Origin of the sequence: Micromonospora tarensis (assembly GCF_016803395.1) — a bacterium.
Classification (GTDB): domain Bacteria; phylum Actinomycetota; class Actinomycetes; order Mycobacteriales; family Micromonosporaceae; genus Micromonospora; species Micromonospora tarensis.
Genome location: NZ_JAEVHL010000104.1, coordinates 1 through 21,361 on the forward strand (window position 1 = coordinate 1; position 21,361 = coordinate 21,361).

A 21,361-nucleotide genomic window follows, 5' to 3' on the forward strand; every position below is an offset into this window, starting at 1 on the left:
GTACCTCGACAGCGCATCCCACTCGACGTCAGACAACTCGTAGCGACGACCCACGCGCTACATCATCCGACATCAAGATCCTTTGAAGACACTGCCTAGGGGGTTCAGGTTTCGAGCGGGCTATTTAGCAGTACGCAATGCCTGCCACAGCTGGCCGTAGAAGTCGGCGTAGGTGCGCTCAACGTGCGTCGCGTAAAGCTTCGTCTCCTCGTGGCGGGACGGGAGCTGGTTGATCGGAACGCTCATCGCGGCGTGGTGCTCGATGTGGAGGTTGTTGCCGTTCGTGTACCAGGTGCTCAGCCAGCTGCCCCTGATCGACCGGGTGTTGCGCAGCACGTCCGTGGTTTCGGTGTCGCAGAGGATGTGCTCGGGCAGCTCGACCAGGAAGTGCATCGGCACCGCGGCGACCAGCGGCAGCACCCACAGCAGCAGGACGTAATCGCCGTGGCCGAGGATCGTCAGCGCGACGGCCGCGAGCACGACTGCGCCCTGAACGACGTGTTCCTGGTTGACCTGGCGGCGCATCCTGGGACTGATGTCGCCGAAGGCGTAGGTCCACGTGCCGGTCGCGCTGCGCACGACGTCCCACAAGACCAGGGCCACGCGCTTGTAGTCGAACAGCCCCTCCAGCAGCAGCCCGAAGGCGAGCGGCTGACGGGTGTCGAACCCGAAGAACTCGGTGTCGTCCGGAGTGCCCAGCGCGCGGTGGTGCTGCAGGTGGCGTACCCGGTAATGGGTGTAAACAACGAACAGCGGGATGCCCAGCGGCACGCCGACCAGGCGGTGTGGCCAGCCCTTGCGGAAGGCCGAGTGGTGCAGGGCCTGGTGCTGCAGCTCGACGGCGTGGGTGTACATGGCCGCGAGCAGCAGGATGCCGGCGACGACGGCGACCGGCTCGGGGCGCAGGGCGAGGATGACGCCGGCGGCCGTGAGGGCGGCGAGTATGGCCAGCTTGGCGAGGTAGATGCGTTCGTCGGCCGCGCCGGTTCGAGCGCGGGTGAAGAGGAGCTTGGGGGCGGCGGCGGTGACCGTCATGGGTTTCCTTGCAAGAGGCTCAGCGACCGCTGAGCAGGACGACATGGGTTCCGGTGAGCGGATTGGTGCGGGTTTGGGCGAGCAGTCCGGCGAGCGCGACGGCGCCGGCGGCGGTTGGGTACGCCCCGTAGTCGCGCAGCAGGTCCCGGGCAGCGAGCAGCTCGTCGTCCGTGGCGGCGTGGACGGCGCCGCCGCTGGCCGCGATCGCGTCGAGAGCCTCCGGGCCTTGCAACGCGTGCCAGTTGACGAGCGGCTGGTTGTGATCCGTGGTCGTCACGGCGGCGGGGTCAAGCATCGTGTACGGCCCGGGCCAGCTCGTCACGAGCGGGTTGTTAGCGGCCGACCCAACGCCGTGCAGCGGCACCGCCCACCCGAGCTCCCGCAACCTGCGGTGGATTGCGATGACCGTGGTTCCGTTGCCGACCGGGATCCACATGCCCGCCGGCGGCTCGCCCAGCACGGAGTGCACCGCAGCCGCAGCAACGCCGTGGCCGGCGAAAACTGCATCCAGGTACGGGCCGTCAACGTTCCCGTCGATCGAGCCGGGCAGCGCGGCCAGGCGCTTCGACTCGTCCACCGCGTCCTCGTAGCTGCCGTCGACGAGGACGACGTCGGCGCCGGCCGAGCGCATGAACTCGCCGCCGTCGCTCCAGCCGGCCGGCAGGACGACCGTGCAGGGCATGCCGATCGCGCCGCAGGCCAGAGACATCGCCCGCCCGTAGTTGCCGCACGTGGCGATCACGATCCGCTGCTTGCCCTCCGCGATGGCGCGGGCGACCACGGCCCGGGCGGCGGGCTCCTTGTGACTGCCGGAGCTGTACCGGGTCTCGTCCTTGATGAGGATCCGGGCGCCGGGCACGAGCTCCCCGGCGTCGATCAGCGGGGTTCCGTATGCATCGACTGGAGCGGTAAGCGTGTCCATCAGGAAGCCTTTCGAGTGGTGAACAAAGAGGCAGCGGCAGCCGTGTCGGACGGCGCGGACAGCCGGCGACTGTCGAGTTCGCCGTTCGGAGTCAGGGGCAGCGCGGTGAACGTGAGGATCCTGGCGTTGACCACGTGGGCGGACAGCCCGCGGCCGAGTACGTCCTGCGTCCAGGACGGCTTTCTCATCCGCCTCCGAGCCATCGGTCGTCACGGCGTACCCAGTCCGGCGTGCCACCCCGAAGCTGGCGCTTGCACCGTGACCACGCACGACGCGATGCCACGCTTGGCGCAGGGCACGTACGGGTCGAGGCCCAAGCGCTCGGCGTTCAGCTCGGGGGTGTCAGCGTGGACGCGTCGTAGAGGGGTGTGTCATAGGCGCCGGTCGGCGCGGTCAGCGAAGAAACCGTCATCATGCTGGTGGGAGTCCTTAGTTCGCTGTCGGGGATTCAGCTGCGGCTCGTGAGACGGCTGTCGGCGAGGCGTTGCAGCTCGTCGCGGTCGCCCAGTTCGTCGGGGGGAATGGCGTCGGGCAACAGTTCCTCGATGCGCCGCACCGGCCGGTAGAACCAGCCACGCACGGCCCACCCCAACTGCAGGACGCCGCTGAGGACGAGCAACAGGGCGAGACCGCGGGTGGCGCCCGTGCCCAACAGTGGGCCGAACACGTGCGCCAAGGGCGCGCCAGGCTCGAGCAGTGGCCGCATCACCGCGTCCGCGAACGGCCCCACCACGAGGTAGCTCAGCGGCTCCGTCAGGAGCATCACGGTGAGGAAGAAGGACAGGACCCGGCCCTGCAGGTCGAAACCGACCTTCACCTGCAGCAGGGTCAGCCAGTGCGCGGTGGCCATCGATTCGCCGAAGGCCATGAGGAACATCCCGCACACGACCAATACGGGCGAGGTGCTGACGCCGATGCCGACCATGCCGAGGCTGCACACCCCCATGAACAGAAGCATCCCGTCGGCCCGGCGCGCGGTGCCGCCGGACAACCCCATCACCAGACCCGCGGTCACGGTGCCCAGACCAGCTGCCGTCAGCGCGGCGCTGAGCGCGATGGGGCTCTGCTCGCTGAGTAGCAGCGGCATGATGACGGCGAACCCGAGCAGGAAGAAGATGTTGTCAACGATGAAGTAGCGCAGCGACGCGAGTAGTGGCGGCCGCTGGGCGATGTACCGCCAGCCGCCCGTGATCTCACTCGTGAACCGCTCCTCGCGCCGCCGGAACAGGCGGTCCGGGAAACGCACCGCGAGCACGGTTACGATCGCGACGAGGTATGTCCCCAAGTCGATGGCGATCACGCCGCCGACACCGATGGTGTTCATCAGCGGTACGCCTAGCATCGGCGCGAAGATCAGGCCCGTACCCGTCCCCAGCTGCGTGATCCCGTTGGTCCGGCCCAGGTAGCGCTTGGGCACCAACTGAGCGACAGCCGCCAGGTACGCGGGGCGTTGGAAGGCGACGACCAGCGAGGCGGCCGTTACTGCGAGGTACACATGCCACAGCCGCAGCTCTCCGCTGAGAGCCAGCGCGGCCACTGTCGCCATTGCGGCCGCGCCGCCGATGTCGCCGATCAGCATGAGCTTGCGTCGGTCCCACCGGTCTGCGGCGGCGCCAGCGAAGGGCGAGGCGACGATCCCAGGCAGCATCCCGAGCGCGGACACCACGGCGAACTGCGTGATCGAACCGGTCTGACGGAACACCCAGATGCTGAGTACCAGCGCGGCAATTGCGCTGCCAAGCATGGATATCAGCTGCCCACCCGCCACCGCGGCGAACCGGCCGAGGCCGGGCGTTGGACCGTGCGGCTGGCGGCTCGGCTCCCGGCTGGCGGGCACCGGCTCGTCCGAGTCAGGCCTGGCCGATTCCTCGCTCCTGGCGGCCGCTACATGGGTCACCAGCGCCTGCGCCAGCTGGGTCGCGTGGGTGCGGACGAAGAAGTGCCCGGCCCGCGGGATGACGGCCAGGTCCACCCTCTCGGCCAACGGCTCCCATTCCCGGTAGCGCTCCTCGTGCAGCTCGGTGACCCGGTCCCGGCCGCCGATGAGGCTGAGCACCGGGGCCCGCAGCCGCGCCTGGTCCGCCCGCCGGAACAGCGCCGTGAAGTACTCCTCGGCCCCCTGCGCATCGTGCCTGACGTTACGCAGCAGAAACGCCTGCTGCTCGGGGTCCTCGATGTCCGTGAAGCCGCCGCGGCCGCGCAGGTAGGCGAGGTACTCGCGGTTCGACACGAGCCGGTCCTGCGGGATGAGTCGGTAAACCAGATCGAACAGCCGCCCGGGGAGGCGCGCCGTCGGGAATGCCGCCCCAAGGGCCACCCCCGCCAACTCGACTCCGTCCCGCTCAAGGCGCCGGGCCACCTCCACAGTGATCGCCACGCCCAGGCAGTGCCCGTACAGCAGCACCGGGCCTCGGATCGAGCGCACCTCGTCCGCGATGCGCGCTGCGGTCTCTTCCACCCCGAGCAATGGCTCGTCGGGGCGTGCCCATTCGTGCCCGGGGAGCTCGGCGGCGTACAGCGCCCATCCGTCCGGGAGGGCGTCGGCGACCGGTTGATAGGCGACCGCACTGCCGCCGGAGTACGGCACGGCCACGACGGTGATCCCGCCCGCAACCGGATCCGCCTCGCCACGGGTCAGCCTGTGCAGCAGCCGATCCGTTCTCCCACCGCCGGCGGCGGTCCCGTTCATCCAGGTCGCCACGCCAGCGACGGTGGGGTTCTGGTAGAGCGTGAGCAGCGGCGGTCGCGGGTCCAGCCGCCGCACGATGCGCAGGGCCGAGAAGGAATCGCCGCCGAGCTCGAAGAAGTTGTCGTCGACGCCGATGGCTGCTTCGTCCCCCAGGCCGAGGACCTCGCGCCACACGGCGGTCACCTCGATCTCGCACGGCGTGGGCTCGCGGTCCGGTGGGAGTTGCCGCGCCGGCTCGGGCAGCGCGGCGCGGTCGATCTTCCCGTTGGGAGTCTGCGGCAGGGCGGGGACGACGACGATCCGGCTCGGCACGAGGTGGCCGGGTACGAGTGTCGCCATCCGTTCCCGCAGCGACGATTCGCTAGGCGGGGTGTCGTCACCGCCGACGACGTAGCCGACGAGGTAGGCGTGGCCGCCCGCACCGCGGTGCACGGCCGCGGCCGCGGTCGCGACGCCGGGCAGCGTGGCGAGCACCGCCTCGACCTCGCCGAGCTCCACCCGATATCCGTTGATCTTTACCTGCTGGTCAAGCCGCCCCAGGTACTCGACGACGCCGTCCCGGCGCCAGCGCGCTGCGTCGCCCGTGCGGTACATCCGGGCGCCGGGGGCGGGGCTGAACGGGTCGGGTACGAAGACGTCGGCGTCGAGCTCGGGACGCTCGTGGTAGCCGCGGGCCACACCGTTACCGCCCAGGTACATCTCCCCCACGATCCCGGGCGGGACGGCAGAGCCGTTCGCATCCAGCACATAGACGCGGTTCCTCGGGAACGGCCGGCCGATCGGCAGCGGTGCGTCGTCCGAGAGGTCGTCGACGTCGCCGTCAAAGTACACGTTGTCCACCGTGACCTCGGTGACGCCGTACGCGTTGATTACCCGGCACCGCGGCCCCACCACCCGGCGGGCCCGGCGGAAGTCCTGGACGTCCCACTTCTCGCCGCCGCCGATAAGGAGTTCCACGAACTCCAGGCGCTCCGGCTGGGTCTCCGCGTGGGCCAGCAGGCGTCGGAGCACGGTGGGCACCAGCTCGGTGCAGGACACCCGCTCGGTGCGCATCAGGTCGTAGAGTTCGGCCGGGTCGAGGAGGGTCTCCCGGGGGACGATCACGAGTCGGCCACCGGTGCAGTGCGCGCGCAGGGTCTCGCCGACAAACATGTCGAACGAGAAGCTGGCCGCCTGCTGGTAGGTCCACTCTGCGCGGAGGCGGTAGGCCTCCTGCCACATGGTTGCGGCGTGCACCAGGTGGCCGTGCTCCACCGTCACGCCCTTCGGCCGGCCGCTCGAGCCCGATGTGTAGATCAGGTAGGCGGCGTCGGAGCTGCGGGTGACCGGCACCGGATCGGTGTCCGGCAGCCCCGCGATGCGCTCGCTGTCGCGGTCGAGCGCGACGACCTGGACACCGGCGGGGACTGGCACGGCCTCCGTGCGGGCCTGCCGGGTGAGCAGGATCGCCGGCGCGCTGTCCTCGAGCATGAAGCGCAGCCGCTCGGCCGGGTAGTCGGGGTCGAGGGGAACGTAACCGCCACCGGACTTGAGCACAGCCCACATCGCGACGAACACGTCGGGGCCACGGTCCAGGCAGATGGCGACGCGGTCCTCGCGGCCGATCCCGCGCTCGCGCAGGTAGTGCGCCAGCCGGTTCGCCCGCCGGTTGAGCTCCCCGTACGAGATGGTCTCGCTCCGGAAGGTGAGCGCGGGCGCGTCCGGGGTCTCTGCGGCGTGGCGCTCGAACAGCAGGTGCAGTGCCTCGGTCGGCGGCACCGCCAGGTCGTCCGCGCCCCAGTCGTGCAGGATCCGGTCCTGCTCGGCGTCGGAGAGCAGAGGCAGACCGCCGACGGGCAGGTCCGGTCGGTCGGCCGCCGCGCCCAGCACGGTGAGCACGCTGTCGGCCAAGCACTCGATCCGCCCGCGGTCGAACATCGCCGTGGCGTAGTCGATGTCGAGCGCCGTACCCGACGGGTCGGTGCGCAACGTGACGACGAGGTCGGCGGCGATCTCGGCGGGTACGTCGTCGCCTCGGCTGCCGCAGTCCTCCGCATTCGCCGACAGAACGCCGAAGACCACGTCTCCCAACGGGTTCCGACCCGCGTCGGCCGTGCGTCCCGCGGCCGCGACCAGCTCCGCGGCAGGTACGTCGCGGTGCGCCAGGTCCTGCAGGTAGTCGCCGTGCAGGCGCCGCGCCACGTCCCCGAACGAGAGTGCGGCATCGACGTCGGCGACGATTGGCAGCAGGGGCGCCGACCCTTCGGCCGCGTTCCAGACGGGAGCGACGAGCGCCGGGCGGGCGCAGCCCGTGTAGCGGGCAAGCACGATCGCGAGCCCGGCCGCGACTGCCGCGGGGACGGATCCGCCCGCCGCCGCGAGGCCGGCGGTCAGCGCGGGGTCGAGCGCCCGGGCGACCCGAGCCGCCGCGAACGGCCGACTACGCGGCCGCGGCCGGTCGCTGGGAAGTTCCGCCGTGACATCGGTTTCCGCAAGGCGTCGGCGCCAGTGGCCCGCCGGGTCGGCGGTGGCCTCCGCCGTGCTGCGCGTCTCGATGACCGGCCGCGTGGGGTCCGCGGTCACCTCGTCGAGCAGTACCAGGAACTGCTCGACGAGCCGCGCCGCGGTGGCCCGGTCGTACAGCTCCGTCGCGTATTCGAGGTAGAGGACGGGTTCGCCGGCCGGGAAGTCGATACTGAACGTAAGGTCCAGCTTGGTCCGCTCCGGGTGGGTCGAGCCCACGAATTCGACCGCGATGTCGCCGTATCGGGCCACCGCGCTCGGGGTGTTGTGCACCATCAGGCTGACCTGGCCGAACGGGCTGCGCCCGGAACGGGCCGGAATGCCCAGGGCGGCGGGGAGATCCGCGAGCGGCGGGTCGTCGTGGTCCAGCGCGCCCAGCACGGCGTCATGCGCCAGGGCCACGATCTGCCGGAAGTCCGCGCCGGCGGCGACCTCGGTGCGCAGCGGCACGACGGTGAGGTAGGCACCGATCGCACGCTCGCTGTCGACCTCAGTACGATGCGCGACCGGCGACAGTACGGTGATGTCAGACCGCCCCGTCATGCGCGCGACGAGCGCCTGCAGGCCCGCGAGGAACACCGTGGCCGGGCTCGTTCCGGCCCGTTCGGCCTCCGCGGAGATTCGCCGGAACCGGTCGGCTCCAATCGGCGCCTCGACTCGGTCACCGCGGAATGAGCGCACCGCGGGGCGCGGACGGTCCGTCGGGATCGACACATCGGTGTCCAGCCCCGCCAGCCGCTCGGCCCAATAGCGCAACGAGTCGGGCGAGGTACGCGAGAGATGCTCGGCGAAGCTGACGGTGGGTGCGAGCTCGCCACCGCCGAGGGCGGCGGCGAGCTCGTCGGCCAGCACGGCGGCCGACCAGCCGTCGAAGACCAGGTGGTGCACCGCCACGATCAACTCAGCTTCGCCGTCCCCGAGGATCAGGGTCGCCGCCAGCATGTTGCCCACTTCAGGGTCGAAGACGGTCTGTGCGCGGTCGCGGCGCGATGCGGCGACGTCGGCACCGTCGGACCGGTGCACCGTCATGGGGACCGGCCGGGCCTCGGCGCCGAAGTCCATCACGGGCTCATCGCCGTCCAGGCGGAAGCGCGCGCGGAGCGCGTCGTGGCGGGACACGACCGCGTCCAGCGCGGCCTGGACCGCAACGGGATCCGTCACGCCCACAATCCGGTACCGCACCCCGATGGTGTGCAGAGCGGTACCCGGGTGCAACTGCTCCGCGAGCCAGGTATCGCGCTGGAACGCGGTCATCCGACCCGCCGCGCGGGCGGGAGTCGCCTGCGGCTCGCTAACCTCGCGTTCGGCGACCAACGCAGCGATACCGCGCACCGTGACCGCGCCGTGCAGCTCGCCCACCGCCGGGCGCACGCCGAACGCACGCGCAAGGCGCGTCGCGATCTGCACCATGGCCAGCGAGTGCGCCCCCAGATCCAACAGCGGGGTGACCACGTCGGGTTCGGCGCCCAGCACCTCCCCGACGATGGCGAGCACGCCGCGTTCCGTTTCAGTCTCGCCGCCGCCGACCGGCGCCCCCGTCGACGGCGCGAACTCCCGGTGTAAGGCCGCGACGTCCACCTTGTCCCGGTCAGTGCGCGGGAAGACCGCGACCCGCCGGAGGTGGTGGGGCACGCTGTACGCCGGCAGTTGCCGGTTCGCGTGGCGGCGGATGTCGGCGAGCACCTCGTCGTCCCGGTCCCCGGCCTCGGCGCTCAGGATCAGGTAGCCCACCAACAGCCCGCTGGCGGGATCGAGGTCCACCACCGCGTCGTCGACCAGCGGATGGCTGAGCAGCACCTGCTCGACCCCCGCGCCTTCGATGCGGTGGCCCTGGACCTTGAGCTGCCGGTCCATGCGCCCGAAAAACGCCAGACGCCCGTCGGCACGCAGGCGCACGCGATCGCCGGTGCGGTAGAAGCGCCCGCCGTCGGCGTCAGTGACGAATCGCTCGGCCGTGCGCTCCGGCTGCCCGAGGTAGCCGATCGCCACCGTCGGGCCGCCCAGCAGCAGCTCGCCCGACTCGCCGAAGGGGACATCCTTTCCGCCGTCGTCCACGATCCGCACGACGACACCGGGAAGCGGACGGCCGATCGTCGGCTCCTCGGCGTCGGGTTCGGCGTGCGGCCCCGCCAACTCGTCCGTGGTCACGGTGACGGTGGTCTCGGTGGGCCCGTACTCATTGACCAGCCGCACGCCCGGGTGCACCGGGAGGCGGCGCCACTTCTCCACCCGCTCGGCGCGCACCTGCTCGCCGCCGATGGTGACGAGGCGGACGGTAGGCGGCAGCGCCAGGCTGTCCCGTGCCATCGCGTCGACCATCTCGTGCCAGAACGCCGTGGGCAGCATGAGCACGGTGATCGACCACTGCGCGCAGCGCTCAAGAAACCGGTCGACCGACAGGACCATCTCGTTGTCGCGCAGGACGATGGTCGCCCCCGCGAGCAGGGGAGGGAAGATGTCCTCGATCGATGCGTCAAAGGCCAGCGAGAAGAACTGCAGCGCCCGGTCGTCGGGCGTCATCTCGAAGTGGGCGACGGACACCCGGGAGAAGTGGTCCAACGCCCGCCGCGGGACGGCGACGCCCTTCGCGCGGCCCGTCGTGCCGGACGTGTGGATCACATACGCCGGCAGTTCGTCATCGGATTCGGTCGCCTCGCCGGTGCGCGCCACGGTGTGGGGCTCCGCTGCGGACGACGCGGTCGGGCTCTCGGTTACCCGTACGGAGAGGCAGGTCAGGCCGACGCTCGCGAACCGCGGATACCGGTCCGGGTCGGCGACGCACAGCCTGACGCTGACGTCCTGCACCATCTGCGCGAGCCGCTGCGGCGGGTCGTTGGGGTCGAAGGGGACGAAGGCCGCTCCCGCGAAGAGCGCCCCCAGCATCGCGATGATGCTGTCCGCCTCGCGGACCGCCGGGACGCCAACGGGCTCCCCGGGATCGATGCCCGCGACGAGGAGGCACTCGGCGACGCCCTGCGCCGCGGTGACGAGCTCGCCGTAGGTGAGGACGCGGTCCCCGTCGACCAGGGCGTGCGCGAAGGGCCGTTCTGCGGCGCGCGCGATGATGCCGTCGATCAGCTGTGGGCGGGCAACGGAGCGGCCGTCGCTCGACGAGACGGTCAGGTCCCAGACGAGGTCAGCAGTCATCGCAGCACCGCCGCGGTCTCGAGCCGGTCCGCGTCGCAATGCAGGGTTGCGAAGTAGTCCTCGACGGTTTCCGCTCGACGGATGCGCTCCACGACCCCGTCGGGGTGCAGCAGCAACTCCTGCGGGCGCAGCCGACCGCCGTAGGTGTAGGCCTGGGACAGCGCATGGGCGCCCGTGTCGTGCACCAGCACCAGGTCGCCCTCGACGGTGCGCGGAATGACCCGCTGAATCGCGAACTTGTCGTTGTTCTCGCACATCGACCCGACGACGTCAACCGTCTCAAGGCCGCGTCCGTCGCCGTCCAGGACGGACACGTGGTGGTAGGCGTCCGGGTACATTCCCGGGCGAATCAGTCCGTTCATGCCGCAGTCGACGCCCACGATCTCACGCCACTTGGTCATCCGGTTGAGCACGCGGGTGACGAGCACCCCGTGCGGGCCCATTACGTAACGCCCGGATTCCAGCAGGACCCGCAGAGGCCACGTGTGTTCACGCTCGAAAGCATTCACCCGGTCTCGGACACCGTTCGCCAGCCCGGCGAGGTCAAATTCTCGCTCTCCCGGCCGGTACGGAATTCCTATTCCGCCACCGAGATTCACAAAATCGACGCGCACTCCCGTCGCGTCCTGCAGCAGAAGCGCGGCATCCAGCAGAAGGTCGAGATTTTTCAGAAAAGAGTCAGGCACCTGCAGGTGCGAACCGAGCATGATATGCAGCCCGTACGTGTGCGCACCGAGCCCTCGCGCCTTCGCCACCACATCGTGCAGGCGGTCGATCCGGATGCCGAACTTCGACGAATCACCTCCGCCCAGGTGCATATTCTGCACTGATGCCGACCGCCCCGGGTGCACCCGAAAGCAAACCGACCGCGGCCGCGCCCGCATGCTCAGGAGCCTGTCGACGACGGTCTCGTCGTCTACGGTGATGATGGCGTCCGCGTCGAGCGCTGCAACGAGTTCCTCGTAGCTGGTGTTGTTCGAGGTAAAGGAGATGTCGTCGCCTGACGCGCCGGCCTCCCGGGCAGCCACGAGCTCAGCGAGCGAACTGCAGTCGAAGCCGAATCCGTGATTGGCCAGAAGGCGCAGGATCTGGGGGTTCGGCTGCGCCTTGACAGCGAAGTATTCCCGGAAGTTCAGGTCGTGGAACGCGTGGTTCAAGCCCTCGGCGGTGTCGCGGGCACCCTGCATGTCATAAATGTGGAACGGGGTTCCGAAGTGATCCGCGATCCGCGATAGCGTCGGAAGAAGACGCCGACTGAACTCATCACTCATAGGCATGCCGAAACATTTCCTTCCAGATCAGATTCACTGCAGGCACCCATTTTCGGCTAATTTGCAGTGACAGGCCGCCCCGATTCAGGAAGGAGGCTGGTTTCGCCGTGACAACCTCGAAACCAATTCCGTGCGCTCGCCTCGGGAGAACCGCTATAAATTAGCAGAGGGTTAGTGAACGCGAGATTGCGTTTACTGCACCGGCGGCCAACGGAGTGGCGAAATGCTGCATTTGCCAAACCCTCAGTCGCCGGTCGCGGCCGGAACGCGGCAGGTCCGACCGTGAACTCATTGGGGCTCAGGTGGCGATACATGGGTGAGGAAGCAGGTACGTCTGGAAGCGGATTGAGATGAGACGAGCCGATCGGGTTGGGGTACATGCTGGTTGAGCAGCAGCTTGTCGCGGACCAGGAGTCGGATGCCTGGTACGTGAGGGCTTCTCTGGCGGATCAATGCGTTCGTTCCCTCGTCGCTGATCGTCGGCGACGCCGCAGACGTGCGACACCGCATCGGCTGGCTCACCGAGATCGCCGGCACCGGCGAGCACGCCAGCCTCATCACCGAATGCCTCCGTCACCTCGACCCGTTCCGGCTCTCAACCCAACTCGAAGTGCTCGACTACCTGCTGCGCCACCCGGAGCCGGTGCAGTCATGACTCACCGTGTCACCACCGAACGAGCTCACCGCACCTCTACCCTGGAGAACCATGGACAGGATCGCCATCATCGGCTGCGGCGGCAGCGGCAAGTCCACCGTCGCGCGCCAGTTGGCCCGGATCCTCGACGTACCGCTGACTCACCTCGACGCGACCTACTACGACGAGCACTGGAAGCCGCTGCCGCAGGACGAGTTCGCCGCCCAGCAGGAGAAACTCGTCGCTGGCGAGCGATGGATCATCGAAGGAAACTACGCCGGCACCCTGCCCATCCGGCTCGCCGCCGCCGACACCGTGATCTTCCTCGACCTGCCCGCCACAACCTGCCTGTGGGGCATCGCCCAACGCCGCTGGCGCTACCGCGGCGGACAACACCACCAGGACGGCGTCTACGACCGCATCACCTGGAACTTCGTTCGCTACGTTCTCAGCTATCGGCGCACCATGCGCCCACGGGTCCAGAACCTGCTCCGCGAGCACGGACCACACGTCCGCTTGATCACCCTCACCAGCCGCCGTCAGGCCGCCCATCTGATCAACCGCGTCCGCGACGAGCACCAGCCCGTGACCTGACCGCAGCGGAACGGGAGGCGACGAATGTCAGCCAACCCGTTCCTTGACCCCGCTTTGGTCCACGGCGACCTCTACCGGAGCGACAGCCGGCTCGCCGACCGCACCCACGCGCTGCATCGCGCCAAGATCAGCGGAAACGACGTCGCCGAGACGATCGCCGACCTGCTCGCCTCCCGGGTCCCACTGGGGGCGGCCGTGCTCGACATTGGTTGCGGGCGCGGCACCACAACCCTGCGCCTGGCCGACCGACTCCGGCCCCGGCGGCTCGTCGCCATCGACGCCTCGGCTGCGCTTCTCCACGCCACCCGCGACCGCCTCGGCCACGCCAGGGCGCGGCGCTCGGTGGTCTGCGCCGACTTTCACCAATTGCCAATGCCCGACGATGTGGCCGACGCTGCGGTCGCTGCCTTCTGCCTGTATCACTCGGCGACGCCGGAGCTGGCCATCGCGGAGATCGCCCGCTGCCTCCACCCAGGCGGCACCGCCGTCCTGGTCACCAAGTCGCTGAACAGCTACGCGGAACTCGACCATCTGGTCCACGCCGCCGGCCTCGACCCGGACGCCATCAGTCGATCGAGCCTCTACGAGAGCTTCCACAGCGGCAACCTGCACACCGTCGCCGCCACCAACCTGACCGTCATCGACGTCCAGCATGAGGAACACCTCTTCCACTTTGCGGACGCCACACACCTCGCCCGCTACCTCATCACCACACCCAAATACCGGATCACCCTCACCGGCGGGATCCCCGCCCTCGCAGCGGCCCTCCGGCAGCGGCTGTCCGCACCGCCCTACACGACCCGATCCACCGTCAGCTACGCCGTGGCGGTGCGGCCATGAGCGGCGCCGTCTTCGTCAAGCGGTACGACGACTCAGAACGCTACAACGCCGCTGCCGCCCACCACGCCTGGCTAGCCGGCTTGGGCTCCGGCGTACGTCTGCCCGCGCTTGTCGCGCGGGGTGTCCGGCATCTGATCTTCGAACGGTTGCCGGGGCACACACCGGAAATGGGCGATCTTCCGCGGGCCGCTGCAGCACTCGGCCGGCTCCACGCTGCCGCGCACGGGCATGAGCTTCGGGCCGCCCGTCTCGATCAACCCCACATCACCTCGACCGGACTCGTAATCCCCGACTTCACCAGCCCACGTCAGGAGGCGCTGCACCGCGCCGCTGCCGCGGCGGGCGTCCCCGGATCGAGCATCGGCGCGGTACTCGATCGGGCCGGTCAGCCTGCAGCGTTCTACAAAGACCCGAACATCCGTAATTACCTCGCCAACGAGGAAGACGTCGCCGTCGTCGACTTCGACGACATGACGCTCGCTCCCTTCGGCTACGACCTGGCCGGCTTGCTCGTCACTGCCTCCATGACCCACGGCCGCCTCGACGAGCAAACCATCGCCCACTGCCTTCACGCCTACCGCGTCGTGATCGCGCCCCTGCTCTGCAGCCTGGCCGACCTGAAGCAGTACGCCGAACTGCACCACCTGCTGACACTGCGGTACCTCGGCCGCAACGGCTACCGGCACCCCTGGCCCACCGTCCGGCCCTGGCCCGACCCGTTCCCAGCCGTGCCGACCAGGGAAGGAGCCTTCGGATGGCCTCCACAACCGAATTGGTGATCGCCCGTCACGGCGAAGCCGCCTGCAACGTCGCCGGAATCGTCGGCGGCAAACAGGGCTGCACCGGCCTCACCGACCTCGGTTGGAACCAGGCGGGACAGCTCGCTACACGGCTGGCGGCCGAGCACGCCCACCGACCCTATGCCACCTTTTACGCCACACCCCCGCTTCGCGTAACTCAGACCGCCGAGATCATCACCAGAGCCCTCGGCTTGCCCGCCGCCATCGACCCGGACCTCCGCGGCCCTGACCACGGCGACGCCGACGGTCGAGCCTGGGCAGACGTGAAGACCTCCTTCCAAGGGCCGCCTCAGCACAACCCCGACCATCAGTACGCTTCCGGCTCCGAGACATGGAACGAGTACCTCGACCGGGCCACCGCAGCGCTACAGAAGATCCTCACCCGCCACGACGGTGAACGAATTCTTCTCGCGGCCCATGGGGAAACCGTCGAAGCGGCGCACACGCTGCTCCTCGGCCTGCCCCGGAACGCATGCCTACGGCTCGGCTTCGTCACCGACCACGCCTCCCTCGCCCGGTGGCAGCGGCCAACCAACCGCTTCGGCCGCACGGTCTGGCAGATGGTCACCCACAACGACACCCGACACCTCCGACCCCGCCATGACTGACCGCATCGTTCACCTCGCGCTCTGCCAACGTCTCCTCGACACCGACGCCAAGCCCGTGAGCTGGCACCCCGGCCACGCCGGCACTCGCGCCCTACGCGCCTCGACGACCGCGCACGGTGAGGTCATCGTCAAGATCCACCGCAGCCTGGAACGCCACACCCAGGAAGTCCACGCTTACCGCACCTGGATCCGCGGCCTCGGTAAACGAGCACCCCGGCTGCTCGCGATAACCGACGACCCACCGGCCATCATCATCACCGCGGTACCGGGCCTCCCACTCAGCCAGCGACAGCTCGACCCCAAGGCCGAGCAGGACGCATACCGGCAGGCAGGACAACTACTCAAGACACTGCACACCGCCGGACCGCCCCGCCTCGAACCAGACTGGACGGCCTGGCTCGCCGAACGCGCCGAGCACTGGATCCACCTAGCCGGCGAGCGGATCACGCACAGCTGCCGCGCCGAGGTGCGCGCCCACATGCGAGCGCTACGAGACCTCGCACCGCTATCGGCCGTGCCGTGTCACCTCGACTTCATGCCTCGCAACATGATCTACGGCGACGACGGAATAGTCCGACTGATCGACTTCGAGCACAGCCGCTACGACCTACCCGCCCGCGACCTCGTACGCCTAACCACACGCATCTGGCCGCAACGCCCCTGTCTCAGCAGGAGCTTCTTCCAGGACTACGGCCAGCTCGACAAAGCCAACCGCGAGGTCGTTGAACATTGCGCCCACCTTGATGCCCTGACGACGCTTTGCTCTGCAACCCCAGACGATGTCAAGCGTGCCAGCAAGATCCAATGAACCTCAGTTCAGTAGCGGAGGCGATGGAGCCGCCCTGGCTCGGCCGTGGAGAGGTCTTCCGCTGCAATGACCTATTCCTCCTCGGCCACGACGACACGGGTCACCCCCACGTGCACCGACAGACCCTCGCCCTCGGGCTCGCGGGCGCAGTCCTGATCGACCGGTACCTGGCCGGGCGGGTGACCCTTGACCCGAACATCGACACTCACGCAGCGGACCACCAGCGAATACACCCGCACATCGACCGGCCAGTCGGAGACCTGATCGTCGGCGCCGCAGCCGCCACCATCCGCAACGCTCACCCGCTGCTGCGCGAGTGGCTGCGGGGTTTTCGCCGACGCGTACGACCGCACCAGCGCCGGCCTGTTTGCTGGCGGGATCCTGCGCCAGTACACCGGACGGCGCCTCGGCGGCCTCATGCGCGCCGACACCCACCTGCCCTCCGACAGCAATGGGCGGTAATCGCTCGCTACCGCCTGCGCTACCTCGCCGCCGGTCACGAACAACCCAACGACCACAGCGCCGCCCTCGCCTGCCTCCTCGCCGACCTCGGCCTCATCCTCACCGTCCTACGCGAAACCCCCGGAATCACCTACCGCCCATCGGTGACCGACAGGGCAGGCCAAACCGGCATCGGCCTCAGCGCCACCGCCGACGACATCCGCTTCCTGCTGATCCTCAACCCCAGCACCGGCGAACTACTCGCCTACGAGAGAGCCGCACTTACACCGCCAGCCGACAGCGACCGGAACGGCGCCCTCGTCGACGACTACCACCTGTTCCTCGTCCATACCCACACCACGAGCAGCGACAACTCCTGACCCCGCCAACAACTTCAAGGGAAATGCCATGGACACCGTCCCGCGCATCCGCGCCGCCCGCTGGGCAGACAAAGACCACGTCGCCGCACTCATCGCCGACGCCCTCCATCCCAGCCCTCTCGCCACATGGCTAATCCCCGACCCAAGCCCACGACGCCGGATCCTCACCGACGTCCTCGCCATCTGGATCGAACACGCCATGTTCTACGGCGACATCTACCTCACCGACGACGCCACCGCCGCCACCGTCGGCTTCCACCGATACCGGCCCATCCCACCCCCCGCGAACTACCCCACCCGCCTCAGCGACGCCGCGGGCCCCCACGCCGACCGCTTCGACCTACTCGACCGACTGCTCGCCAAGGAGCGACCCAGCGAACTCCACTACCACCTCGCGTTCCTTGCCGTACAACCCACCGCCAGACGCTCCGGACGCGCCACGGCCTTGCTCAACCACCACCGCAGCCGACTCGACCACGCGAACCTCCTGTCCTGGACCAGCACCACCGCCGACGCGGAAAACATGCACCTCCGTCACGGCTATGCACCACAACCGACCATCACCCTGCCCGAAGGCCCGACCCTGAGCACCATGCGGCGAAACCCGCACCATCACACGCCTGGCCAACCAAAGCCAGTCCCACCACAAGCCAACGAACCCGCGCCGTTCCATTCGGTTCGCTGAACATGTGATCCGCAGGCCAACCGTCGACAGAAAGGACGGCGGCTTCCCCTCCTCCCACAACTGTTGACAGGCCCAATCGCGTCAACTCCCAGGCGAGCAAGCGACGACGCCCCACAATTCGGCCGCCTCGAGAGTCACAGAGCGCTGACGGCGACGACGGACACCACAAGCGGTGTAGCGGCGAAGCTCGGGATACTGGGAAGGACACGCGCAAGTAGCTCTCGGCTCTTCGCCTCCATAAGCGGACCGCTGTCCACCATCGGAGCGTTCCACTCGGGCGGGCCATGTACGCCGTCGCGGCCTCGCCAGGGAACCAGCAGCAACGTCGCGGCGCCACCACCCAGCCCGAGCACAGCCAGCGCCACGCCTGCCTGCACCATCATCGCGGCGACCGCCGCACTACCGGGCTACGTGCCGCTGCTCCCAATCTGCTCCCAATGTAAGCAGCACAAACGGCAAAGCCCGTTACCGGCTACTCCGGTAACGGGCTTCTGACCTGCACAAACTGAGGGTGGGCGATGCTGGTATCGAACCAGCGACCTCTTCGGTGTGAACGAAGCGCTCTCCCACTGAGCTAATCGCCCTCAGCGACACCGACTCTACCCGATCGTGGAACCGGACCGGAAATCCGGGGTCAGTGCGTCGCGAGGTAGTGCATCGCCTCGGCGACCACGTCGATGCCGAGGCTGTACTTGAGGGACAGCCAGACCACTGTGGCGACGAAGATCAGGCCGACGGAGCCGAGCACGACTCGCACCGCCAGTGACTGTCGCGTCACCCACCGCGTCCAGCCGTGCACGTGGCGGCGGGTGAAGCCGAGCAGCCGGCGCGCCCAGTGGTATTCGACGGCCCAGATGCCCAGCCCGGCGATCACCAGCAGCCAGCCCGGCCCGGGCAGCGGGATGAGGGCGATGCCGATGGTCACCACGAGGGCGCCGGCGATCGCGATGAATATCTTGAGTGCGATCCGGCCGGTGGGGTTGGCGCGGATCAGGTCGAGGGTGATCGAGATCCGTTTCCGCCAGCGGGGCCGACGCGGCGGGTCCTGCACGGCGACGCCGCCACCACGCCCAACGCCACCCGCACCAGCGCCACCACGGCCGGCGCCGCCGTCGCCAACGCCACCGCGGCCGGCGGCGACACCGCCGGCACCACCACCGGGGCCGTCGCCACCACCGTCAACTCCGCCGGAGTCGGGCGCCGACCGTCTGGCCAGTTCAGGCTGCTCCTTCGGCACTGCGTACCCCCGCTTTTCGGCTGCCCAAGCCGCGACTTTCGGTGGGCCGGGCGCCGTCGCCGGATCCATTGAGGATCGCTTCGCCACCATTTCACCCCCCAGTGTCGCTCGGGCCCGTCACTGCAACGCCCGACTGGACGTTACCGGAGTAAGTCGACGACTGAGCCACCCGATGCCGGGCGGCATCACGCACTGGGCAGAACCGGAAATCCTACATGAATCCTCACATTCACGCGGCCTTTCCGTCCCCCTTCCCACCACTGGGTGAAGTCAGCGTATGGCGGAGCGTAGCCAGGAGTAGCACCTGAGTATGGGAAAAGCGGGACACGCGCGTTCCGCAGCGGTGCCGGGGGGAGAACGTCCATGAGTGTCATCCGACCGACGACCGTAGAGGTCGAGACGTCGCTAAGGCTCGTCGCGCCTGACGCCACCGCCTTGCCGGTGCGTGCCAGTCTGCGTTACGACCCTGCTGACCCGTATGCGGTCCATGTCCTGTTCCATGCCGAATCGGCCGGGGGCGAGGCGGTGAGTTGGTCGTTCGCTCGCGAACTTCTGGTCACCGGCCTGGACGAGCCGGCCGGCATCGGGGATGTGCGGGTCTGGCCCTGGGCCACACCGCGCGGCGACTTCGTCGCGCTGGCCCTCTCGTCACCAGACGGCAACGCCCTCTTCGAGGTGCCGCGCAGCGTCCTGGTGCGTTTCCTTCGACGCACGTACGTCGTCGTCCCGCGCGGCCGTGAGGCCGAGCACCTGGACGTCGACACGGCGGTGAACCGGCTGCTCGCCGGTCGCTGACCGCCGGAGAAGCAACACCGGCCAACCCGGGGCCGCGCGGATCTGCCGAGTCCGCGCGGCCCCGGCATACCCGGGTACCCGGACACCCGCCCGGGCCGGCCGGAGCGACCCGGACATCCGCCCCGGGCCGGCCGGTGTTCAGCCGTGCGTGGTGATGCCGCCGTCGACGGGAATCACCGCGCCGGTGAGGTACGCGCCAGCCCGGGACGCGAGGTAGATGGCGGTGCCGGCCATGTCCTCGGGGCGGCCGATGCGGCCCAGCGGCACCTGCTGCTCGATGGCGGCGCGGCTCGCCGGATCGTCCAGCGCGAACGCCATCATCTTGCTCTCGAACGGGCCCGGCGCGATCGCGTTGACGGTGATCTGCTCGGCGGCCAGCTGGTGGGCGAGGCTGCGGGTGAGCATGTGCACGGCCGCCTTGGTGGCCGAGTACGCGTACACCTCCATGAACGGCACCCGGATACCGTCGATCGACCCGATGTTGATCACGCGGGCCGGGTCGTCGGCGCTGGCCGCGGCGCGCAGCGCCGGCAGCAACGCGGTGGTGAGCCGGAAGACGGCCTTGACGTTCACCGCCCAGAGCTTGTCGAACGCGGCCTCCGGGTAGTTCTCCAGCGGCGCGCCCCAGGTCGCGCCCGCGTTGTTGACCAGCACGTCGAGGCGGTCGAAGCGCTCGCGTACGGCGGCGGCCAGCGCCTCGGCGCCGGCGTCGTCGCCGAGGTCGACGGGGATGGCGTCGCAGCGACCCTCGGCGGAGAGTTGCTTGGCGACGGCCGCGCAGACGTCCGCCTTGCGGGACGAGATGATCACGTGAGCGCCGGCTCGGACGAAGCCCTGGGCGATCATCAGCCCGATCCCCCGCGATCCGCCGGTGACCAGGACCTTCTTACCTTCGACCGAGAACAGTTGCGTCATGCCCATCCCATCGCGAGTCGGCGGGGGCCGTCGGCCGGTCGGGCGGGCGTGGAAACGAGGTGACCGCGGACCGGACGGCGCTACCGCCGGGTAACGTAGCCCGGCCGCCGGGATCGCGACAAGCCCGTACTGTCCGACGGATTCCGTCCCGGGATGCGGCCGGGATGCGATGACCTGCGGTTCGGGCTACCGTCGCTAGCGATGGTCTCCACCGATCCCTCCCCCGCGCCACCGATCGGAATGGCGTCACCGATAACCGACGAGATCGCCACGTTCGCGTTGGCCGACCTCGCCGGCGACCCGGGCTGGCGTCGACCGGTGATCGTCGAGCGGGAACTGCTGATTCTCACCACGCGTGGGCACGGCGACGCGGAGCTCGACTTCCACCCGCTGCCGTGTCGGCCCGGCACCCTGCTGCGGGTGCACCCCGGCCAGGTGCTGCGCTGCGCCGGCCCGCAGTTCGACGCCACAGTGGTCGCCTGGGAACCCGATGCGCTGCGCGACGTCGACGTCGACCTGGCCACGGCCGTGACCTGGCGGCAGTTGGCCGGGGAGGACGAGGACGCGGTGATCACCGAGGTGAGCCAGTTGGCGGTGGACTGCCAGCGACACCCCGACGGTCCCACCACCCGCGCGCTGCTCCGGCATCAGCTGGCCGTGCTGTTGCTGCGGCTGGCCCTGGCCCACGTCGACAGGTCGCCGGCCCGGCCCGAGGAGGAGACGTTCCACCGGTTCCGCCGGGAGGTGGAGCACGGCTACCCGCACACCCGGCGGGTGGAGGACTACGCCGCAGGCCTCGGCTGCTCGGTGCGGACGCTGACCCGGGCCTGCCTGGCCGTCACCGGTCGCAGCGCCAAGCAGGTCATCGACGAGCGGGTCGCGTTGCAGGCCGGGCGGCTGCTCGCCGCGACGGACCAGCCGATCGCCCAGATCGGCCGGCACCTCGGCTTCTCCGAACCGACGAACTTCGGCCGATTCTTCACCCGCGAGGTCGGGGTCAGCCCCGGCGCGTTCCGGGCCGCACGGGACCAGCCGGCCGGCCGGGTGGTCGCCCCCGG

General features: G+C 69.4%; 16 protein-coding genes, 1 tRNA gene and 1 pseudogene. 11 read left to right on the forward strand and 7 right to left on the reverse strand.

The window, feature by feature from the left end:
• Positions 1-120 precede the first annotated feature (120 nt).
• The 4 genes from JM949_RS19790 to JM949_RS19805 form a co-directional block, all read right to left on the reverse strand.
• Positions 121-1,035 carry a fatty acid desaturase family protein gene (locus JM949_RS19790; RefSeq protein ID WP_203149891.1) on the reverse strand — a complete coding sequence of 305 codons (915 nt, stop codon included), beginning with the start codon at positions 1,033-1,035 and terminating at the stop codon, positions 121-123.
• Between the two features lie 19 nt (positions 1,036-1,054).
• Positions 1,055-2,170 carry a pyridoxal-phosphate dependent enzyme gene (locus JM949_RS19795; protein WP_309232238.1) on the reverse strand — a complete coding sequence of 372 codons (1,116 nt, stop codon included), beginning with the start codon at positions 2,168-2,170 and terminating at the stop codon, positions 1,055-1,057.
• Between the two features lie 235 nt (positions 2,171-2,405).
• Positions 2,406-10,295: a non-ribosomal peptide synthetase gene (locus JM949_RS19800; RefSeq protein ID WP_203149893.1), complete on the reverse strand. Its 7,890-nt coding sequence runs from the start codon at positions 10,293-10,295 to the stop codon at positions 2,406-2,408.
• Entirely contained in the window at positions 10,292-11,566 is a 1,275-nt protein-coding gene (locus JM949_RS19805) for a diaminopimelate decarboxylase family protein (RefSeq protein ID WP_203149894.1), read from the reverse strand. The genes JM949_RS19800 and JM949_RS19805 overlap by 4 nt, the downstream gene beginning before the upstream one ends.
• Before the next feature lie 496 nt (positions 11,567-12,062).
• Between JM949_RS19805 and JM949_RS19810 the strand changes: the two genes are divergently transcribed.
• The 9 genes and pseudogenes from JM949_RS19810 to JM949_RS19845 all read left to right on the forward strand — a co-directional run bounded on the left by JM949_RS19810 (position 12,063) and on the right by JM949_RS19845 (position 17,356).
• Entirely contained in the window at positions 12,063-12,221 is a 159-nt protein-coding gene (locus tag JM949_RS19810; RefSeq protein WP_203149895.1) for a hypothetical protein, read from the forward strand.
• Between the two features lie 51 nt (positions 12,222-12,272).
• The gene (locus tag JM949_RS19815; protein ID WP_203149896.1) at positions 12,273-12,794 is read left to right on the forward strand and encodes a P-loop NTPase family protein; all 522 of its coding nucleotides are present in this window, start codon (positions 12,273-12,275) and stop codon (positions 12,792-12,794) included.
• Between the two features lie 24 nt (positions 12,795-12,818).
• A complete protein-coding gene (locus tag JM949_RS19820; RefSeq protein WP_203149897.1) occupies positions 12,819-13,634 on the forward strand; it encodes a class I SAM-dependent methyltransferase in 816 nt (271 codons plus the stop codon).
• A complete protein-coding gene (locus JM949_RS19825; protein ID WP_203149898.1) occupies positions 13,631-14,413 on the forward strand; it encodes a phosphotransferase in 783 nt (260 codons plus the stop codon). The genes JM949_RS19820 and JM949_RS19825 overlap by 4 nt, the downstream gene beginning before the upstream one ends.
• Positions 14,389-15,042 carry a histidine phosphatase family protein gene (locus JM949_RS19830; RefSeq protein ID WP_203149899.1) on the forward strand — a complete coding sequence of 218 codons (654 nt, stop codon included), beginning with the start codon at positions 14,389-14,391 and terminating at the stop codon, positions 15,040-15,042. The genes JM949_RS19825 and JM949_RS19830 overlap by 25 nt, the downstream gene beginning before the upstream one ends.
• Positions 15,035-15,850 (forward strand): aminoglycoside phosphotransferase family protein, encoded by an 816-nt coding sequence (locus JM949_RS19835; RefSeq protein WP_203149900.1) that lies wholly within the window; start codon positions 15,035-15,037, stop codon positions 15,848-15,850. The genes JM949_RS19830 and JM949_RS19835 overlap by 8 nt, the downstream gene beginning before the upstream one ends.
• Positions 15,851-15,873: 23 nt before the next feature.
• A pseudogene (locus tag JM949_RS39825) lies at positions 15,874-16,371 on the forward strand (GPP34 family phosphoprotein); the annotation flags it as partial.
• 84 nt (positions 16,372-16,455) lie between these two features.
• Positions 16,456-16,671 (forward strand): hypothetical protein, encoded by a 216-nt coding sequence (locus JM949_RS37395; protein WP_238433516.1) that lies wholly within the window; start codon positions 16,456-16,458, stop codon positions 16,669-16,671.
• Positions 16,672-16,699: 28 nt separating this feature from the next.
• Positions 16,700-17,356: a GNAT family N-acetyltransferase gene (locus JM949_RS19845; protein WP_203149902.1), complete on the forward strand. Its 657-nt coding sequence runs from the start codon at positions 16,700-16,702 to the stop codon at positions 17,354-17,356.
• A gap of 512 nt (positions 17,357-17,868) precedes the next feature.
• Here JM949_RS19845 and JM949_RS19850 read toward each other — a convergent pair.
• Positions 17,869-17,940 (reverse strand) — tRNA-Val (locus JM949_RS19850).
• A 50-nt stretch (positions 17,941-17,990) separates the two neighbouring features.
• Positions 17,991-18,662 carry a TIGR02611 family protein gene (locus tag JM949_RS39830; RefSeq protein ID WP_407664787.1) on the reverse strand — a complete coding sequence of 224 codons (672 nt, stop codon included), beginning with the start codon at positions 18,660-18,662 and terminating at the stop codon, positions 17,991-17,993.
• A gap of 294 nt (positions 18,663-18,956) precedes the next feature.
• Here JM949_RS39830 and JM949_RS19860 point away from each other — a divergent pair, with 294 nt between their 5' ends.
• Positions 18,957-19,388, forward strand: coding sequence for an SsgA family sporulation/cell division regulator (locus JM949_RS19860; RefSeq protein WP_007457244.1), 432 nt, complete (start codon positions 18,957-18,959; stop codon positions 19,386-19,388).
• Positions 19,389-19,526: 138 nt separating this feature from the next.
• Here JM949_RS19860 and JM949_RS19865 read toward each other — a convergent pair whose 3' ends face one another.
• Positions 19,527-20,303: a glucose 1-dehydrogenase gene (locus JM949_RS19865; protein ID WP_203149904.1), complete on the reverse strand. Its 777-nt coding sequence runs from the start codon at positions 20,301-20,303 to the stop codon at positions 19,527-19,529.
• A 201-nt stretch (positions 20,304-20,504) separates the two neighbouring features.
• Between JM949_RS19865 and JM949_RS19870 the strand changes: the two genes are divergently transcribed.
• Positions 20,505-21,361 (forward strand): helix-turn-helix transcriptional regulator (locus JM949_RS19870; protein ID WP_203149905.1); only part of this gene is annotated, 857 nt, incomplete at its 3' end.

Coding starts and splice junctions, on each gene's coding strand:
- JM949_RS19790 (WP_203149891.1), bottom strand. CDS start 1,035: ATGACGGTCACCGCCGCCGCCCCCAAGCTCCTCTTCACCCGCGCTCGA.
- JM949_RS19800 (WP_203149893.1), bottom strand. CDS start 10,295: ATGACTGCTGACCTCGTCTGGGACCTGACCGTCTCGTCGAGCGACGGC.
- JM949_RS19805 (WP_203149894.1), bottom strand. CDS start 11,566: ATGAGTGATGAGTTCAGTCGGCGTCTTCTTCCGACGCTATCGCGGATC.
- JM949_RS19815 (WP_203149896.1), top strand. CDS start 12,273: ATGGACAGGATCGCCATCATCGGCTGCGGCGGCAGCGGCAAGTCCACC.
- JM949_RS19820 (WP_203149897.1), top strand. CDS start 12,819: ATGTCAGCCAACCCGTTCCTTGACCCCGCTTTGGTCCACGGCGACCTC.
- JM949_RS19825 (WP_203149898.1), top strand. CDS start 13,631: ATGAGCGGCGCCGTCTTCGTCAAGCGGTACGACGACTCAGAACGCTAC.
- JM949_RS19830 (WP_203149899.1), top strand. CDS start 14,389: ATGGCCTCCACAACCGAATTGGTGATCGCCCGTCACGGCGAAGCCGCC.
- JM949_RS19835 (WP_203149900.1), top strand. CDS start 15,035: ATGACTGACCGCATCGTTCACCTCGCGCTCTGCCAACGTCTCCTCGAC.
- JM949_RS19845 (WP_203149902.1), top strand. CDS start 16,700: ATGGACACCGTCCCGCGCATCCGCGCCGCCCGCTGGGCAGACAAAGAC.
- JM949_RS39830 (WP_407664787.1), bottom strand. CDS start 18,662: ATGGATCCGGCGACGGCGCCCGGCCCACCGAAAGTCGCGGCTTGGGCA.
- JM949_RS19860 (WP_007457244.1), top strand. CDS start 18,957: ATGAGTGTCATCCGACCGACGACCGTAGAGGTCGAGACGTCGCTAAGG.
- JM949_RS19865 (WP_203149904.1), bottom strand. CDS start 20,303: ATGACGCAACTGTTCTCGGTCGAAGGTAAGAAGGTCCTGGTCACCGGC.